The organism is Janthinobacterium sp. NKUCC06_STL (genome assembly GCF_019345455.1).
GTDB lineage: Bacteria > Pseudomonadota > Gammaproteobacteria > Burkholderiales > Burkholderiaceae_D > Janthinobacterium > Janthinobacterium rivuli.
Window position 1 is genome coordinate 134,501 of sequence record NZ_JAHKQY010000001.1, and the last position, 16,342, is coordinate 150,842.

At 62.5% G+C, this 16,342-nt stretch carries 15 protein-coding genes and 4 tRNA genes; 10 read left to right on the forward strand and 9 right to left on the reverse strand.

Annotated features, from left to right (window positions below):
- Positions 1-13: 13 nt before the first annotated feature.
- Together KO539_RS00625 and KO539_RS00630 are read right to left on the reverse strand one after the other, a co-directional pair.
- Positions 14-358, reverse strand: a complete 345-nt coding sequence (locus KO539_RS00625) for an SMI1/KNR4 family protein (protein ID WP_219306902.1) — start codon at positions 356-358, stop codon at positions 14-16.
- Positions 355-918 carry a GNAT family N-acetyltransferase gene (locus KO539_RS00630; RefSeq protein WP_219306903.1) on the reverse strand — a complete coding sequence of 188 codons (564 nt, stop codon included), beginning with the start codon at positions 916-918 and terminating at the stop codon, positions 355-357. Before KO539_RS00630 ends, KO539_RS00625 begins: the two co-directional genes overlap by 4 nt.
- A gap of 141 nt (positions 919-1,059) precedes the next feature.
- Here KO539_RS00630 and KO539_RS00635 point away from each other — a divergent pair, with 141 nt between their 5' ends.
- The 4 genes from KO539_RS00635 to KO539_RS00650 all read left to right on the forward strand — a co-directional run bounded on the left by KO539_RS00635 (position 1,060) and on the right by KO539_RS00650 (position 4,768).
- Positions 1,060-2,643: a sensor domain-containing diguanylate cyclase gene (locus tag KO539_RS00635; protein ID WP_219306904.1), complete on the forward strand. Its 1,584-nt coding sequence runs from the start codon at positions 1,060-1,062 to the stop codon at positions 2,641-2,643.
- Between the two features lie 8 nt (positions 2,644-2,651).
- A complete protein-coding gene (locus KO539_RS00640) occupies positions 2,652-3,413 on the forward strand; it encodes a CPBP family intramembrane glutamic endopeptidase (RefSeq protein WP_219306905.1) in 762 nt (253 codons plus the stop codon).
- A gap of 9 nt (positions 3,414-3,422) precedes the next feature.
- A complete protein-coding gene (locus KO539_RS00645) occupies positions 3,423-4,070 on the forward strand; it encodes a hypothetical protein (protein WP_219306906.1) in 648 nt (215 codons plus the stop codon).
- Between the two features lie 191 nt (positions 4,071-4,261).
- Complete coding sequence (locus KO539_RS00650; RefSeq protein ID WP_219306907.1) at positions 4,262-4,768, forward strand: ATP-binding protein; 507 nt, start codon at positions 4,262-4,264, stop codon at positions 4,766-4,768.
- Here KO539_RS00650 and KO539_RS00655 read toward each other — a convergent pair.
- Together KO539_RS00655 and KO539_RS00660 are read right to left on the reverse strand one after the other, a co-directional pair.
- The gene (locus KO539_RS00655; RefSeq protein WP_176376047.1) at positions 4,765-5,910 is read right to left on the reverse strand and encodes an alpha-hydroxy acid oxidase; all 1,146 of its coding nucleotides are present in this window, start codon (positions 5,908-5,910) and stop codon (positions 4,765-4,767) included. The genes KO539_RS00650 and KO539_RS00655 overlap by 4 nt on opposite strands.
- A gap of 82 nt (positions 5,911-5,992) precedes the next feature.
- The gene (locus tag KO539_RS00660) at positions 5,993-6,952 is read right to left on the reverse strand and encodes a phytanoyl-CoA dioxygenase family protein (RefSeq protein WP_219306908.1); all 960 of its coding nucleotides are present in this window, start codon (positions 6,950-6,952) and stop codon (positions 5,993-5,995) included.
- A gap of 115 nt (positions 6,953-7,067) precedes the next feature.
- Here KO539_RS00660 and KO539_RS00665 point away from each other — a divergent pair, with 115 nt between their 5' ends.
- Positions 7,068-7,943 carry an AraC family transcriptional regulator gene (locus KO539_RS00665; protein ID WP_219306909.1) on the forward strand — a complete coding sequence of 292 codons (876 nt, stop codon included), beginning with the start codon at positions 7,068-7,070 and terminating at the stop codon, positions 7,941-7,943.
- A 55-nt stretch (positions 7,944-7,998) separates the two neighbouring features.
- Here KO539_RS00665 and KO539_RS00670 read toward each other — a convergent pair.
- Positions 7,999-8,075 (reverse strand) — tRNA-Arg (locus KO539_RS00670).
- Positions 8,076-8,419: 344 nt separating this feature from the next.
- Between KO539_RS00670 and KO539_RS00675 the strand changes: the two genes are divergently transcribed.
- A complete protein-coding gene (locus KO539_RS00675; protein WP_219306910.1) occupies positions 8,420-9,565 on the forward strand; it encodes a NosD domain-containing protein in 1,146 nt (381 codons plus the stop codon).
- Between the two features lie 69 nt (positions 9,566-9,634).
- Here KO539_RS00675 and KO539_RS00680 read toward each other — a convergent pair.
- From KO539_RS00680 to KO539_RS00690, 3 genes are all read right to left on the reverse strand, one after another.
- Positions 9,635-9,711, reverse strand: a tRNA-Arg gene (locus tag KO539_RS00680).
- Between the two features lie 78 nt (positions 9,712-9,789).
- Positions 9,790-9,866, reverse strand: a tRNA-Arg gene (locus tag KO539_RS00685).
- Positions 9,867-9,948: 82 nt separating this feature from the next.
- A tRNA-Arg gene (locus KO539_RS00690) sits at positions 9,949-10,025 on the reverse strand.
- A 429-nt stretch (positions 10,026-10,454) separates the two neighbouring features.
- On the opposite strand from KO539_RS00690, the gene KO539_RS00695 reads away from it, so the two are divergent.
- Both KO539_RS00695 and KO539_RS00700 read left to right on the forward strand, forming a co-directional pair.
- A complete protein-coding gene (locus KO539_RS00695; protein ID WP_219306911.1) occupies positions 10,455-12,947 on the forward strand; it encodes an ATP-binding protein in 2,493 nt (830 codons plus the stop codon).
- 316 nt (positions 12,948-13,263) lie between these two features.
- A complete protein-coding gene (locus KO539_RS00700) occupies positions 13,264-14,247 on the forward strand; it encodes a diguanylate cyclase domain-containing protein (RefSeq protein WP_035820059.1) in 984 nt (327 codons plus the stop codon).
- 74 nt (positions 14,248-14,321) lie between these two features.
- On the opposite strand, the gene KO539_RS00705 is transcribed toward KO539_RS00700, so the two are convergent.
- Complete coding sequence (locus tag KO539_RS00705) at positions 14,322-14,717, reverse strand: hypothetical protein (protein WP_219306912.1); 396 nt, start codon at positions 14,715-14,717, stop codon at positions 14,322-14,324.
- A 282-nt stretch (positions 14,718-14,999) separates the two neighbouring features.
- Between KO539_RS00705 and KO539_RS00710 the strand changes: the two genes are divergently transcribed.
- Positions 15,000-15,713, forward strand: a complete 714-nt coding sequence (locus KO539_RS00710) for a sensor histidine kinase (protein WP_219306913.1) — start codon at positions 15,000-15,002, stop codon at positions 15,711-15,713.
- A gap of 77 nt (positions 15,714-15,790) precedes the next feature.
- Entirely contained in the window at positions 15,791-16,306 is a 516-nt protein-coding gene (locus tag KO539_RS00715) for a DUF6265 family protein (RefSeq protein WP_176388484.1), read from the forward strand.
- Positions 16,307-16,342: the final 36 nt, after the last annotated feature.

Below are 16,342 nucleotides of genomic sequence, written 5' to 3' on the forward strand. Positions count from 1 at the left end.
CTTTGCATCCTCCTCAGGCGAGCGGGCAATCGGCGGCCAGCCAGGATGCGAAATCATCGGCGGCCAGTTCGAAATCGTCGCGCTGCATCGAGCCATGCCCCACCAGGTAGACAGCGCGCTCGCCGCCATCGAGCGCCAGCATGACAGCGCGCCCGCCGCTGTCGTCGCCGATGGTCATGTAGCCGGGGCAAAATTGCTGCGTCTCATACGTTTCATTGCGTTCCCGCAAGCTTTCCACGCCATACAGCAATACCTGCTCGCCGCGCATCCCCTCTTGCCAGTCGCCGAGAAAGCGCCGGTAGTGCGCCGGCAAGGCGTAGCCCAGCCAGCGCTCGAGCGCTTCGACTTGCTGGCTCACGCGGCGCCCTTGCGCCGTGCTTCCCATGTACGCCGCAGCAAGCCATACAGGGCCGAGTCGCTGACGTGGCCGCCGACGATCCAGCGTTCAGGCAAAAAACCTTCCTTGTTGAAACCCTGGCGTTCGAGCGCGTTGGCCGAGCCGGCGTTGAGCGGGTCGATATCGGCTTCCAGCCGGTTCAGGTCGCGCTCGATGAACGCGTACTCGATCAGCGCCGACAGCGCTTCGTGCATATAGCCTTTGCCCCAGTACGGACGGCCCAGCGCGTAGCCGATCTCGGCGCGGCGGTTCTGGCGGTGCTCGGAAAACAGGCTGCAGCTGCCCAGGTATTCGCCCGTCGCCTTCAGCTCGACGGCGAAACGGAAGAATTCCTCTTTCTCGAAAGCGGCGCTGTCCTCGGCGATCTGGCGCGCGGCGCGGCCGACATCCGTCCACGGTGGTTCGCTGAAATAGCGCATCACTTCAGGATCGGCATGCACGGCGAACAGGGCCGCCTCATCCGATGGCTGCGGCTTGCGCAGGATCAGGCGTTCAGTGGTGAGGGTTTTCGTGTAGGCCATGCAACTCCAATCCAGGGTTCAAAAGGGGTGATGCTTATTATTCCATGCAACTATAACGATGTGGCAATTTTGTGGCAGTGCTTTTAATGTACTATGGCAATATTTTCGACCATATCATTGATGCAACTTCATGATTCGCCTATGCACGCAGTAAAGGACGCAGCACGTACCGACGCCATCGCGGCGCAGCCCGAGGTCTTGAGCAAGCACAAACGGCCGGTGGTCGTCTGGGCCAGCATCGCCTTCTTTTGCATGTGCGCCATGCTGCTAGGCATGACCATCTGGATCGTCTGGTCTTCGCATGCGGTCCGCCTGCGCGAGGCCAGCACGGCAACGGAAAACATGGCGCGCGGCCTGGCGACGCAAGCGTACATGGAACTGGAAATTGCCGATGCGATGCTGGAAGATATTAGCGAGCACATCCGCAACGAAGGCAATAATGACGCGACCGGCGAGCGGTTGCAATCGCATCTGCAGCAGCTATCGAAAAATATCGTGGAAATTGCCGGCGTCTTCATTTTCGACAGCCGCGGAGATTGGCTGGCCAGCTCGTCCGGCGCCGGGCAGGACGGCAACAACGCGGACCGCGATTACTTTACGTATCACCAGACGCATGCGCAGCTGGGCAGCCGCATCAGCGCGCCCGTGCGCAGCAAATCGAGCGGACAATGGGTCTTGCCCGTGTCGCGCCGGGTGGAATCGGCGGACGGTTCCTTTGCCGGCGTGGTGCTGGTCACCCTGGGGCTGGCCTCCTTCGAACGCATCTACGATAGCCTCAACCTTGGCAAGACGGGCACGGCGTTCTTTGCCCTCGACGACGGCACCTTGATCTACCGCCGGCCGTTCCAGCCCAATGTCATCGGCATGGATATTTCGTCGGGCGCACTCTTGCGCGCCTACCGCGAAAAAGGGCCCGTGGGCACGGCCATGATGACGGCAAAGGTGGACGAAATCGAGCGGCTGTACAGCTATCGCCACCTGGAACGCTTTCCCGTCATCGTGGCGGCAGGCTTGTCGAAGGAAGACATCTTCGCCGAGTGGCAGCGCTTGAGCATGCAAATCGTGCTGGCGTCGCTGGCGGCAGGCGCGGCGCTGGTCTACCTGTTCCGCAAGCTGATGCGGCAAATTGCCGTACGCGACCGTATCGAAGCGAGCCTGCGCGTGGCCACGACGGAGCTGCGGCACGCCAACGCCGACCTGGCCGCGCGGGCGGCGCAGGACGGCTTGACGGGGCTGGCCAACCGCCGCTGTTTCGACGAGACCCTGGCGCATGAACTCAAGCGCGCCCAGCGCAGCGGGCACGCGGTATCGCTGATCATGCTCGACGTGGATTTCTTCAAGAAATTCAACGATCAATATGGCCACGTGGCGGGCGACGCGTGCCTGCAGGCGGTTTCTGGCGCCGTGGCGCGCAGCGTCGGCCGGGCCGAAGACCTGGCGGCCCGCTACGGCGGCGAAGAGTTCGCCGTCATCATGCCTGGCACCGGCGCGGCGGGCGCGCTGGAAGTCGCGCAGGCCATCCGGGCAGCCGTGGAAGCGCTGCAGATCCCCCACGCGGCCAGCGCGAACGGTGTCGTGACCGTCAGCCTGGGCGTGGCCACGCTGCAGCCGGGCCAAGACCGCCCCACGGACAGCAGCGAGCTGATACGCGAGGCCGATGCCTTGCTGTACCAGTCGAAAAACACGGGCCGCAACCGCGTCAGCAGCGGCGAAACCGTAGCATGAGGCCAATCTTGTCCAGGAAAAGAATCGCCATCACCTTGCCGGTCGCCATCATCGCACTGGCCGTCTGGCTGGGCTTGAGCATGGGCGGCCGCTGGCTGGAAGCGGTCGGCTACGCCTTGCCGGGCGCCGCCGTCACCGGCCGTATCGGCCTGTCGTGGGCGCTGGCCGCCCTGTTCGCGCTGGCGCTGCTGCTGGCGTCAAGCCGGCCCCGCGCAGCAGGCCTGTGCGCGCCGCAGCCATGGAAAACAGTGTGGCTCGTCTCGCCGCCCCTGCTGTATGCGCTGCTGATGCTGTTGCTGGCCTGGGCCGGCGGCTGGCCGCAGCCGCGCGTGCTGCTGATCGTCGCTGGCAATGCGGCGCTGGTGGCCATCTCGGAAGAACTGATGTTTCGCGCCATCTTGCTGCAGGGCATGCTGGACCGCTACGCCGTCTGGCCCGCCGTCCTGATGTCCTCGGCGCTGTTCGGCCTGGCCCATACGGCCAACGGTCTGGCCACGGGCGACGTCAGCGGCGCCTTGTGGCAAGCCGTGGCCGCCACCTTGCAGGGCGTCGGCTATGCGGCCATCCGCCTGCGCACCCGTTCGATATGGCCGATGGTGCTCGTGCATGGACTGTGGGACTACGCGCTGGTGACGGCCACCTTGCCCAACCCGGCCGAAGGCGGCGCGTCGATCCTGCCGACTATCGCCCTGCTGGCCGTGCTGCCCTTGTGCCTGTACGGGGTCTACCTGCTGCGCCCCAGCCAGCGGGCGGCCTTGTTGCAACCATAGGCAATCTGCATGGCGTTTTTTTCACGTGACTACGAGGTCTTCCTGCTGCTGGCCGCGCCCGATGCAGCGCCGCTCTGGGATGTGGAACAATGGACGCCGTTTGCCGCCAGCCTCGATGGTCTGATCGCGCAGGCGCGGGGCAAGACCGGCGTACGCAGCCATCAATACAATCCCAAGGGCAAACCGATTGCCTTTGGCCGCCTGGGCTGGGACGGCAAATCGCACGCCAGGTGGACGCACACGCCGGACACGACGGAAGCGCGCTTCATGAGCCTGGAAGGCTGGGCGCCATCGTGGACGACCTGCGAAAAAGACGACCAGGCGCCCGATCTGTTCCTCGCCCTGGCCAATGAATCGCTGCTGGGCCGGGCGGGCAAGACATTGCAGTTCAGCCAGCGCCTGGTGTGCGCCATCGCCACGGATATGGGACCGGATGCGGCCGCCGTCCTGCGCCTATCCCTGGCGCAACTGGCCGCGCGGCAAGACGCCGTCGTCTTCGCCCACACGCAACGCCAGTGGGGCCGCGCCGCGTATGGCGGTTTCACGGGCGCCATCCAGGATATGCTGATCGGTGGCCTGTTCCAGCCCGGCGACCCGCATGCGCGGCCGCTCGATGCGGCCACGTTCCGCGAAGCATGGACGCGCATCGGCATTTGACAGCGCCAGCCATTCCATGGCATCGTTGCACCATGCAATCGACCACCACTTTCCCGTCCATTATTGCCGCCATTCCAACCATGGTGGCTTGGCAGAAGTGAGATTGCCAAAGCCGCCCGGGAGGCGGCTTTGATTTGCAGTCACTGGTCAAACCGTCTCGCAGGCTTCATTTCTCTTGATAGCGAGCGACCATGTTCCCAACTTCCAGCACCAACGCTTCCCCTACCCTGCACCTCGTGTGCGGCAAGATCGCGTCCGGAAAATCCACCCTGACCGCCCGCCTTGCGGAGGCGCCGCACACCGTGCGCATCAGCGAAGACAGCTTGCTGGCGCAGCTGTATCCGGGCCAGATCGCCAGCCTGGCCGACTACGTGGCCTGCGCCGCGCGGCTGCGCGCGGCCATCGCCCCGTTGGCCCTGCAGATGCTGCGGGCGGGCGTGTCCGTCGTGCTTGATTTTCCCGCGAATACGTTGGCCAGCCGCGCCTGGATGCGCGAACTGTTCCAGCAGGCGGGCACGCCGCACATGCTGCATTACCTGGACGTGCCGGACGAGGAATGCAAGGCGCGCCTGCGCCAGCGTAATGCCGGCGGGCTACACCCGTTCTCGACGAGCGACGCTGATTTTGACGCCATCACGCGCCACTTCGTGCCGCCCGACTCTTCGGAAGGTTTTGATATCGTGCGGATTGCCGCTTAAAACGTCCCCGGCAGCAGGATCTTTTTATCCACCTGCTGCAAGTCGCGCAAGCCGCAAAAGGCCATCGTCAAGTCCAGCTCGTTGCGGATGATGTCCAGGCATTTGGTGACGCCCGGCCCGCCCATGGCGCCCAGGCCGTATAAAAACGGGCGGCCGATGTACACGCCTTTCGCGCCCAGCGCCACGGCCTTGATCACGTCCTGGCCCGAGCGGATGCCGCCGTCCATGTGCACTTCGATCTGGCTGCCGACGGCGTCGACGATGGCCGGCAAGGCTTCGATCGACGATTGCGCGCCGTCGAGCTGGCGCCCGCCGTGGTTCGAAACGATCAGCGCATCGGCGCCGCTTTCCACGGCCAGGCGCGCGTCTTCCGGATCCATGATGCCCTTGATGATCAGTTTTCCGCCCCAGCGCTGCTTGATCCATTCCACGTCGGCCCACGACAAGCTCAGGTCGAACTGCTGCTGCGTCCAGGCCGACAGCGACGACATGTCGGACACGGACGTGGCGTGGCCGACGATGTTGCCGAAGCCACGCCGTTTCGTGCCCAGCATGCCCGCCACCCAGCGCGGCTTGGTGGCCATGTTGAGGATATTGGGAATCGTCAATTTCGGCGGCGCCGACAGGCCGTTGCGCAAGTCCTTGTGGCGCTGGCCCAGCACCTGCAAGTCCAGGGTCAACACCAACGCGCCGCATTTCGCCGCCTTGGCGCGGTCGATCAGGCGGTTGATGAATTCGCGATCCTTCATCACATACAGCTGGAACCAGAACGGTTTCGTCGTGTTCGCCGCCACGTCCTCGATCGAGCAAATGCTCATCGTCGACAGGGTGAACGGCACGCCGAAGCGCTCGGCCGCCTGGGCCGCGAGGATTTCGCCATCGGCATGCTGCATGCCCGTCAAACCCGTGGGCGACAGGGCCACCGGCATCGACACGTGCTGGCCCACCATGGTCGAGGCCAGGCTGCGGTTTTCCAGGTTGACGGCCACGCGCTGGCGGAATTTGATCTTGGCGAAATCGCTGTTGTTGGCGCGGTACGTCGATTCCGTCCAGGAGCCGGAATCGGCGTAGTCGTAAAACATGCGCGGCACCCGTTTCTGGGCCAGCACGCGCAAGTCTTCGATGCAGGTGATGATACTCATGCGTTTCCTCGGTCGATGGCAAGTCGAACCATGATCGTGCATTTGCCTGCAATTGTCTATCCGGCAGGCAATGCCGCCACACTTACCAAGCGCGCGCGCCGAGGATTTTCTCGCCCAGTTCAGTCAACTGCGCCTGCGGATAGCGCAGCTTTTCCTTTTCCTCGGGGTCGCCGGGAAAGGCATAGCCTTGCGGCGCGCTGCGCTCGCGCCAGCTTTGCACGCGCCAGTCGCGCAGGGATTGATTATCTTCCTGGGCGGGCGTGAAGGAAATATATTGCGCCAGGCGCACCTGGTCCGTCGACGTGTTCGGGCGGATGCCGTGCGCCAGCAAGCTGTTGAAGATCAACAACTCCCCTTTCTTCATGGCGATGAATTCCATCGGGTACGGCACCGTCGCCAGGTCCGGCTGCCACGGGTTGCGGTCCAGCGGCACCGTCTTGCGCCACGCCAGCAAGTTGTTGAACAGTTGCGGATAGCATTGAAAACCGCCGCTCTCGGGCGACGTATCGGACAGGGCCAGCACGCCTTGCACGTTGACGGGCAGCGGGTCGAGCGTGGTATCGGCATCCCAGTGGATGAAGCCGCCAAACTTGCGCTTGCCATTGTTCGGCGTGTTCAGGTTGGCGCGGTCGATGGTCACCCACAAATCCTGACGGTCCCAGATGTCGACAAAGGCGTCATACACGCGCTGAGTCTGGCGGTTATCCCACAGGGTCTGGTTGTGGTAGGCCTCGACCATGCCGGAACCGTTGAGTTCTTTCATCGCATGGTCGCGCAACTGGTCCTGGTTCCAGGTGGCGGCGTCGTTCTGGTCGAGTCCTTGAAATTCCCACAGGAAATCGGTTGTGCGGCGCACCTGTTCCGGCGACACGGCATCCTTGACGATGACGTAACCGTAGGTTTGCCAGTGCAAAAAGTCGCTGTCGGACAGCACGCGCAGGGGCAGCTGTTTCTGGATGTCGCGCAACTGGGTTTGTTCCGTATAGGCCACGGACGGGTTGCCGGGACGGTCTTCGCCGTATTGGTATCGGTCTTCTTGCATCGCTGTCTCCTGTGTTGGTGTGAGACAGATTGTGCTGCGACATTGCCGCGTAAAATGCGTGCGCAGCAACCAATACTGATACTATCCTGACTATCCACCACCTCAAAACGTCACAATGACGCCTTTATTCGAACAAGTCACGATCCCGACTGGCCACTCCTGGGGCTTGCTGTGGCGCGAACTCGAGGCGATTCCCTTCCTCTGGCACTACCACCCGCAATTCGAGCTGACCCTGACGGTCAATGCGCGGGGGCAACGCTACATCGGCGACCACCTGGGCGACTTCGAACCGGGCGACCTGGTGCTGCTGGGGCCGAATCTGCCGCACACGTGGTCGGCCAGCGAGCGCATCGACAGCACGCAACCGATGCTGGCCGTCGTCGTGTGGTTTTCGCTGGAATGGGTGGAGCAGCTGGCGGCCTGCTTTCCGGAATTGCACAGCTTGCGGCAACTGGCGCGCCGCGCCGGCCCCGCCCTGCATTTTTCGCCGGCAACGAGCGCCCGCAGCGCGGCCAGGTTGCTGCAACTCAATGAACTGCCCGTGCCGCAGCGCCTGCCGCTGCTGCTCGACGTACTGCTGGACCTGGCCGGCGATGGCAGTGCGCAGCCGCTGGCGTCGGAAGCGCTGGCGCCGGTGCATGCCGATGGGCAGCAACAGCGCATGGCTATCGTGCTGGACTACATGCACGCGCATTTCCGGGAAGAGATTGCGCTGGAAACGCTGGCGCGGCGGGCGGCCCTGTCGCTGGGCGCGTTTCATCGCTGTTTCAAGCGCCACGCGCATTGCACGCCGGGCGAGTACCTGGCGCGGCTGCGCATCGGCCGCGCCTGCCAACAGCTAATCGAAAGCAATCTTGCCATCGCCGTCATCGCGCAAGAGGCGGGCTACCGCAATCTCGCGCATTTCAACCGCCAGTTCCGCGCCGCCAGGCACGTCACGCCGCGCGCGTTTCGCCTGCAATACCGGCGCGGCGCCACAGGCACAGCGTAAATCCATTCGGAAACGAAAAAGGGGATCAGATTTTACAATCTGACCCCCAATATTCTGGTGCGGCTGGCAGGAATTGAACCCACGACCCCTTGGTTCGTAGCCAAGTACTCTATCCAGCTGAGCTACAGCCGCCTAAGACAAGATTATAGCAGGGCTTTGCAGAATGGCAAAGGGCGCCGCCGCGATATTTCACAATTGATATAACAACTGAGATACCCATTGAGATAGCGCCACCCAGGCGCCGCGACAGCGCGCGCGACCTGCACCGACTGGCTGGCATACGGAAAATATTTTTTAAGCATCTAAATATAACACTGTTATTTAATAGTATTCTATTTAAGATAATCAAACAGTCTCCAGCCGCCCCATCCATTAAAGCAGAGGAAATAATGCGCCCTACCTTTACCGTCTCCACATTCGCAACGGCATGCGCCTTCGCCGCAATCTTTGCGACGCCAGCCGTGCAGGCCCAGACCATGATGAGCATCAGCGCCTTGCAAGGCGATGCGGCGCCGCCGCCCGTGGTGTTCATCTCGGATACGGGCCGCGAAGGCTTGTTTTACCTGTCCGGCACCGGTTCCGCCACCGATGCCGACGGCGCCACGGCTATTCTCAGCGGCAACAAACTCTACAAGCGCGCCTACAGCGGCGCCTTGCACGCGAAATGGTTCGGCCTGTCGGAAGCATCGAACAACAATACCCCGGCCGTCACCGCCGCCATCGGCCAGCTGAAATCCGGCCAGGAACTGGTGATCGATGCCGGCGAGTACAAATTCCAGGGCGCGCTGCGACTGCCCGCAAACAAGCGCATCCGCTTGACGTCGCTGGGCACCCTGTTTTTCGGGCCAGGCGACGGCCTCATCGTTGAGAACACGCACGATGTGTACCTGGAAAAAATCGTCGGCCTGAGCTGGACCAGCGCCACGCCCGATTACAGCAGCTACAGCGGCTCGGGCGTCACCTTGCTCAATGCCAGCAATACCAATCTGAATGCACGCTGGATCGAGGGATTCAGAAATGGCATCAAGGTTACAGGCGATGGCAGCGCCAAGGGGTCCCAGTACAACAAGGTGCAATTCAATTATCTGTACCAGAACGCGGTGGGCATCTACCTGACGACGGAAAGCACGGGCAGCAAGAACTGGGTCAATGAAAACACGTTCACAGGTGGCCGCATCGCTGGCGAAACGGGCTTGCGGGCCGAGAAAGGCCCGAACCAGACGGATTACTTCAACGGCAACAAGTTCTACAACATCGGCTTCGAAAGCCTGCTCAACGGCATCGATGTCGACCATTTCAGCCACAACACGATCATCGCGCCCCGTTTCGAACAGGTGCAATATGGCATCAACCTGAAAGCAAATACCTACAGCAATACCATCATCAGCAGCAGCATTTACGAAGGCAGCTTCGTCGGTGGCGGCGTGCCGGGCAATGCGGGCAAGTACACGACGGTGCTGGGAACCTTGCTGACGACGGGCGGCATGATGTCGGGAGCGCTCAGCATTTCGAATTACGAAGGGAAATTCCTGTCGCTTAACAGGGACCCCAGCCACAGCGCGAATAGCGCGACACTGGGTAAAATCCTGAGCCTGTCCAACCTGGTCAATGTCGTGCCATAAGCGCGACGCGGGCGGAAATGCAAAAAACCCGGAAAGCGAACTTTCCGGGTTTTTCTTTACTGCTGATACTGGTGCGGCTGGCAGGAATTGAACCCACGACCCCTTGGTTCGTAGCCAAGTACTCTATCCAGCTGAGCTACAGCCGCAAACTCTGACACACTTCGCCGGACGGCGCGAAGCTTGAAACTTTCATCAAGACGAAGCGAACTCCATCTTGGCAATACTGGTGCGGCTGGCAGGAATTGAACCCACGACCCCTTGGTTCGTAGCCAAGTACTCTATCCAGCTGAGCTACAGCCGCAAAACTTCTACAACATTCCATCAACAACATGGAGGTGAAACTTGGTACAACAAAACCAGGCAAAGTCTGATTTTCAGTATTCTGGTGCGGCTGGCAGGAATTGAACCCACGACCCCTTGGTTCGTAGCCAAGTACTCTATCCAGCTGAGCTACAGCCGCGCAGGCAAACATTATAGCGTATTCATTTCGCTTTGAAAAGTTCGATTTTTCAATCGCTTAGCTGATTTTGCTGCAATACCGCCCCGCAAGATCGACTACCTTTTCACTGCCAAAAAGCACACGCCTTTTTATCGATGGACACTTCTGCTTTCACAGGAGCCTCCAGCGAATCGAGAAGTTGCTGTCTCGAAAGAAGCGGGATTATAGGGACTGCTTCCCAGCCTGTCCAGTGCTATCTGCAAGTGGCGCGCAAGCGTGCGGAGGCGCCGCGCCGCTTGGGGCTACAATACCAGCCAGACAGGGGCGCTTGTGCCTCCCCTCATTCATCACGGCGGGCATAGACCTTCATGACCCATTTAACTGAGCTGAGCGGCGGCGACCCGGTGGGGCAAGAGCCCGTGCGGCAGACTCACTGTTGCAGGATTTCCGATGGCCAAGCCTGACCGCACGCAAGATCTGCTGCCTCCATCAGCGCCGCTGAGCCTATCGGACGAGCGCCTGGCCAACTTGCTGGAAAGCATCACCGACGGCTTCTGCCTGCTCGACCGCGACTGGACCATCCGTTATATCAATACGCGCGGCGCCGACATGCTTGTACCGCAGCGTCCGCCTGGCGCCAGCCTGGCAGGCAACAATTTGTGGCAAGCCTGTCCCGCCTTGCAGGGCACGGAACTGGAAACGCAGTACCGGCGCGCCATGGCGCAGCAGCACAGCTGCAGTTTCGAACTGCTGTATCCGCCGCTGGGGCGCTGGCTGGAAGTGCGCATCTTCCCTTCCAGCGACGGCTTGACCACGTACATCCAGGACATCAGCCAGCGCAAGGCGACCGAGGAAAGCTTGCGCCACAGCGAGGAAGACTTGCGCGCGCTGGCCAATTCCATCCCGCAACTGGCCTGGATCGCCAGCTTCGACGGCACCATTGCCTGGTACAACCAGCGCTGGCACGACTACACGGGCACCAGCGCCGAACAGATGGCGGGCGATGGCTGGAGCATCGCCTATGACGCGCAGCATTTGCCGCCCATGCTGCATGCGTGGAAGGCCGCCTTGCGCGATGGCACGCCCTTTGAAATGGAATTCCCCATCCGCGGCGCCGACGGCCAGTACCGCTGGTTCCTGACGCGCGCCAATCCCGTGCGCGACCGCGGTGGCCAGTTGCTGCGCTGGTTCGGCACGAGCACCGACGTCGACCAGGTCAAGCGCGCGCAGGAAGCCTTGCGCGATGAAACGCGCGTGCTCGAGTTGCTCAACAATACGGGCGCGGCCCTGGCCGGCACCCTGGACTTGCCGGCCTTGCTGCAGGAAACCGTGGATGCCGCCACGCGCATCAGCGGCGCGCGCTTCGGCGCCTTTTATTATGACGATGCGGGCGAGATCCACGACGGCGCCGCCCACCTGCCGTCGGCGCGCGCCGTCAACGGCATCAGTCTGTGCCAGGCCGAGGCCATCGCCACGGAACTGCGCCAGGGCCCTCCCATGCGCCAGAACGACTTGCTGGCCGCGCCCGACACCAGCGCCGACGGCGCACCGCCGCTGCGCAGTTGCCTGAGCCTGCCCGTCAGCTCGCGCTCGGGCCTGATGCTGGGACGCTTGCTGCTGGGCCATCCGCAGGCGGGCATGTTCAGTGCGCGCAGCGAACGCATCGTCTCGGCCATCGCGGCCCAGGCCGCCGTCGCGCTCGACAATACGCGCCTGTACGCGGCTGCCACGCGCGCCGCCGAAGAGCGCAAGGTGCTGCTCGACAGCGAACGCGAGGCGCGCGCCGAGGCCGAGCGCACGAACCAGTTGAAAGACGATTTTCTCGCCACCCTGTCGCATGAACTGCGCACGCCGTTGTCGGCCATCCTCGGCTGGGCTCAGGTGCTGCGGCGCGGCACGCGCGACCAGGCCGACCTGCACCGCGGCCTGCAAAGCATCGAGCGCAATGCGCGCGCACAGGCGCAGCTGATCGAAGACTTGCTCGACATGAGCCGCATCACCTCCGACAAGGTATTGCTCGACCTGCAAACCCTCGCGCCCGCCAGCATCATCGCCTCGGCCATCGAAACCCTGCGCCCGGCGGCCGACGCCAAGCACATCGCCATCCACAGCAGCATCGCCAGCGACGCGGGCAACATCACGGGCGACCCCAGCCGTATTCAGCAAGTGATCTGGAACCTGCTGTCGAATGCCCTGAAGTTCACGCCGCAAGGGGGCCGGGTCGATATCGGCGTGCGCCGCGAAGCATCGCGCCTGGCCATCACGGTGGCCGACAACGGCGTCGGCATCAAGAAAGACTTCCTGCCCCACGTATTCGACCGCTTCCGCCAGGCCGACGCCTCGACCACGCGCCGGCACGGCGGCCTGGGGCTGGGACTGGCGATCGTCAAGCACCTGGTGGAGCAGCATGGCGGCACGGTCGCGGTCAGCAGCGCCGGCGACATGCAGGGCGCCAGCTTTACCGTGCGTCTGCCGCTGGGGACGCCGGCCGCTGCCGCGCGCCAGGCGGGCAACGCCCCGTCCGCCAGCCATGACTTGCGCGGCGTCACGGTGCTGCTGGTCGATGACGAAGCCGATGCGCGTGAACTGACGGAACGCATCCTGCGCGACAACAACGCCGATGTACACGGCGCCGGCAGCGTGGCGCAAGCGCTGCAACTGCTGGACCAGGTGCACCCCGATGTGCTGATCAGCGATATCGGCATGCCCGACGCCGACGGTTTCGACTTGCTGGCGCAAGTGCGCGCACACGCTTCCCCCGATGTGGCGCGGCTGCCCGCGCTGGCGCTGACGGCGTTCGCGCAACCGCAGGATCGCCAGCGGGCGCTGGCCAGCGGCTTCCAGGCCTGGGTCTCGAAACCGCTCGACCCGGCCGAGCTGGTGACGGCCGTGGCGCAACTGGCCGCTGCGCACGCTGCCACGGAGCGCAAAACACCGCCCTAAAAAGATGATGCAAAGAAATACATAGTGCAGTACAAAATGACTATTTTCATGGGTTAGCCTTCCTACTTTCAGACGCGGCACTGTCCTACAAGCAACTATGCTGAAGTTTGCTACACTGAAATGCAGAAGCACACCTGCACGGCAGGCTGGAGACGGCGACCTTGGCCGGCGAGGACGACAGAAGCGAGCTCATGCGCTGTTGTGCGCCCTATCTTGTTGCAAGGCGCTACTATCATCCGACCGCCGCCAGCCGCGCCGTCAGCCCCTGGCTGCGGTAGAAGCCCGTGTTGCATAGACCGTATAACCGAGACCCTACATGCCCAGCCAAGATGAGATTTTGAAAGCCAAAATTTTGGTCGTCGATGATTCCCCCGACAATGTTGACCTGATGCTGGAAATCCTGCGCGATGCCGGCTACACCGACGTCACGGCCACCATGCGGCCGGCACAGGTCTGCCCCCTGCACCGGGAGCATTGCTACGACCTGATCTTGCTGGATCTGCAAATGCCGGAACTCAATGGTTTCCAGGTCATGAAAGGCTTGAAGGAAATCGAACATGGCGGCTACCTGCCCGTGCTGGCCCTGACGGCGCAACCGAGTTTCAAGATCGCCGCCCTGGAAGCGGGCGCGCGCGACTTCATCAGCAAGCCTTTCGACCTGATGGAAGTGCACAAACGCATCCACAACATGCTGGAAGTGCGCCTGCTGTACAAGGAACTGGCGCAATACAGCAAGCAGCAGCAGGAACTGGCGCTGCACGATCCGCTGACGGGCTTGCCGAACCGGCGCCTGCTGGAAGACCGCATCGAGCATACCTTGCAGCAATCGGCCCGCAGCCGCGGCAAATCGGCCATCCTGTACCTGGACCTGGACGGCTTCAAGGCCATCAACGACAGCTACGGTCACGGCTATGGTGACGACATCCTGAAAATGGTGGCGGCACGCCTGGTGGGCGCGTCGCGCAAGGAAGACACGGTGGCGCGCATCGGCGGCGATGAATTCGTCATCGTGCTGGGCAACCTGGCCGGCAAGGGCGACGCGCGCGAACCGGCGGCCAAGCTGATCGAAGTCATTTCCGAACCGTATTTCATCAACGACCTGACCCTGCGCCTGTCGACCAGCATCGGCATCGCCATCTACCCGGACGACGCCAGCACCGTCGAATCCCTGCTGGGTGCGGCCGACACGGCCCTGTATGAAGCCAAGCGCGCCGGCAAGAACCGCTTTTGCTGCACGCCGCACGAAGTGATCGCGTCGCAGGTCAACATGCAGAAAAGCAGTATTCCGTCGATCGCCTGAACTTACTTTCCGCGCGGCACGTAACAAAACCGGCAAGCCTCGCGGCCAGCCGGTTTTTTTATGTCCAGCAAGCTTTATTTCTTGCCAGCCGTCACTTCATGCTGGCCCGCATGCTGGTGGTCCGTTTGCGCATCAACGGTTTCCGGCGGCACTTCGATGCGCGTGATGCCGGCATCGACGGAGATCGGGTCGCTGGCGGGGAAGGTCATTTCCACGGCGTCGTCGAGCAATTCTTCCTTGGCCCGCTCTTCGCCGCTCATGCCCTCTTCATCGGCCAGGATGGCCAGCGCGCTGGCCCATTTGACGAAATTGAGGTTGGACAATTCGCGCACGGTGGTCACGCCAAACGCTTGCTGCAAGGCCTTGGCGTCCTTCGGGCTGACGCCGCGCAGGGCGCTGATGGGCGCATTGACGATGTCGCGGAAGCTTTTGTCGAGGTATTCCTTGTCGACGATGGTATCGATATTCATGGCATGTCCTTTCGTTTCGGTAAGCGGGCCAGTGCTGCATGGGGGAGGCACAGCCCCACTATGGCAGCGTAGAGCGCCCCGGTATGTGCGCAGCCGTACGTAACGGCAGGAACGGTAGCTGCTGGCGCAAACGATAATATTGTCTATCACATAAAAATGATGGAAGGAGATTAAAATTGCCGAAAAGACAGAAATTTTCCATCCATGCGCCCCGCGATGAAATCCTCATGTATGATCCACAACTTGAATTTGGTCCTCACCTTTCACCATTCACGGGGCGCTATGTCCGCACAAACAGATCCGAACAAGGAAACGGCCCAGGCCGATGCGGAACGCGCCGCCGATCTCAGCGAGTTGCTCGGTCATGTCAACACCAGCTGGGACAATGAACGCCGCGCCCTGTCGCGCCAGCTGCATGACAGCCTCGGTTCTTCGCTGACGGCCCTGACCATGCACTTGTCGCTGCTGACGCAAAAGATGCCGCAGGAAGCGGCCTTGCTCGACCGCGCGGCGACGATGAAGCAATTGCTGCTGAACGTGATCGAAACCAACCGCCAGATGCAGATGAAGCTGTGGAACGACAAGCTCGAGTTTCTCGGCGTGAACGTGGCGCTGGGCGAGCTGGCCGCGCAATTTGCCGAACAGCACAAGATCGCCGTGCGCTGCAGCCTGCCAGAAGATGAACTGATTTGCCCGCGCAACGTGGGCGTGGCCCTGCTGCGCACCCTGGAAGAAGCGCTCGGCAACATCGCCGCGCACGCCCACGCCACGCAGGTGGACATCATCATCGACGACAATGACGAGGCGCTGATGATGACCGTCAAGGATGACGGCGTGGGGCTGCCAGCGAGCGAACCCGTCGAAATGAGCAAGCACGGCCTGCGCGCCGTGCGCGAGCGCGTGCATTACCTGGGAGGCACCCTGAGCCTGGCAGCCAATCCGCAAGGCGGCACGGCCCTGACCGTGGTCTTGCCGCACATTACCCCAAAAGAATAGCCTTTGCCAGGCCGCATCGGGCCAGAACACTGCCGGAGCGCCCCGAACCGCAGAACGATTCGACGACAGGAGACCGCATGCAAGGACTCATCCCTACCCTGCTGGCAGCGCTGCTGGCCACGGGCGCCGCTCAAGCCGCCGACAAGGCCGTGCCGCCGCCGGAAACCGTGGACAAGCTGGCCTGGCTGGCCGGCTGCTGGAACGTCGACGGCGCCGAGCCCGGCTCCGGCGAACAATGGAGCACGGCCGCTGGCGGCACCCTCCTCGGCACCAGCCGCACCGTCAAGGGCGGCAAGACGACGGCCTTTGAATTCGTGCAGATTCGCCTCACCGACCCGGGCCAGCTGGCCTACATCGTGCAGCCGTCGGGCCAGCCGCCCGTGATCTTCAACCTGCTGCGCCAGGACAAGCCGAATGAATTCATCTTCGCCAACCTGGACAATGACTTCCCCAGCCGCATCATCTACCGCCATGACAGCGAACGCATTTTGCATGCCAGCATTACCGGCACCTTGAAGGGCAAGCTCACCACCATAGACTTCCCTATGACGCGGGGCCGCTGCGAAGCGGCGCCCCTCGCGCGCAGCAAGTAACAATCAACGTCAAAGCAGGAAGCGGGACCCGGCCCT

Excerpts from the sequence above, each read along its gene's own strand:
- KO539_RS00665 (WP_219306909.1), top strand. The coding sequence starts at position 7,068 with ATGACGCCTTTATTCGAACAAGTCACGATCCCGACTGGCCACTCCTGG.
- KO539_RS00630 (WP_219306903.1), bottom strand. The coding sequence starts at position 918 with ATGGCCTACACGAAAACCCTCACCACTGAACGCCTGATCCTGCGCAAG.
- KO539_RS00675 (WP_219306910.1), top strand. The coding sequence starts at position 8,420 with ATGATGAGCATCAGCGCCTTGCAAGGCGATGCGGCGCCGCCGCCCGTG.
- KO539_RS00635 (WP_219306904.1), top strand. The coding sequence starts at position 1,060 with ATGCACGCAGTAAAGGACGCAGCACGTACCGACGCCATCGCGGCGCAG.
- KO539_RS00710 (WP_219306913.1), top strand. The coding sequence starts at position 15,000 with ATGTCCGCACAAACAGATCCGAACAAGGAAACGGCCCAGGCCGATGCG.
- KO539_RS00650 (WP_219306907.1), top strand. The coding sequence starts at position 4,262 with ATGTTCCCAACTTCCAGCACCAACGCTTCCCCTACCCTGCACCTCGTG.
- KO539_RS00655 (WP_176376047.1), bottom strand. The coding sequence starts at position 5,910 with ATGAGTATCATCACCTGCATCGAAGACTTGCGCGTGCTGGCCCAGAAA.
- KO539_RS00695 (WP_219306911.1), top strand. The coding sequence starts at position 10,455 with ATGGCCAAGCCTGACCGCACGCAAGATCTGCTGCCTCCATCAGCGCCG.
- KO539_RS00705 (WP_219306912.1), bottom strand. The coding sequence starts at position 14,717 with ATGAATATCGATACCATCGTCGACAAGGAATACCTCGACAAAAGCTTC.
- KO539_RS00700 (WP_035820059.1), top strand. The coding sequence starts at position 13,264 with ATGCCCAGCCAAGATGAGATTTTGAAAGCCAAAATTTTGGTCGTCGAT.
- KO539_RS00715 (WP_176388484.1), top strand. The coding sequence starts at position 15,791 with ATGCAAGGACTCATCCCTACCCTGCTGGCAGCGCTGCTGGCCACGGGC.
- KO539_RS00645 (WP_219306906.1), top strand. The coding sequence starts at position 3,423 with ATGGCGTTTTTTTCACGTGACTACGAGGTCTTCCTGCTGCTGGCCGCG.
- KO539_RS00660 (WP_219306908.1), bottom strand. The coding sequence starts at position 6,952 with ATGCAAGAAGACCGATACCAATACGGCGAAGACCGTCCCGGCAACCCG.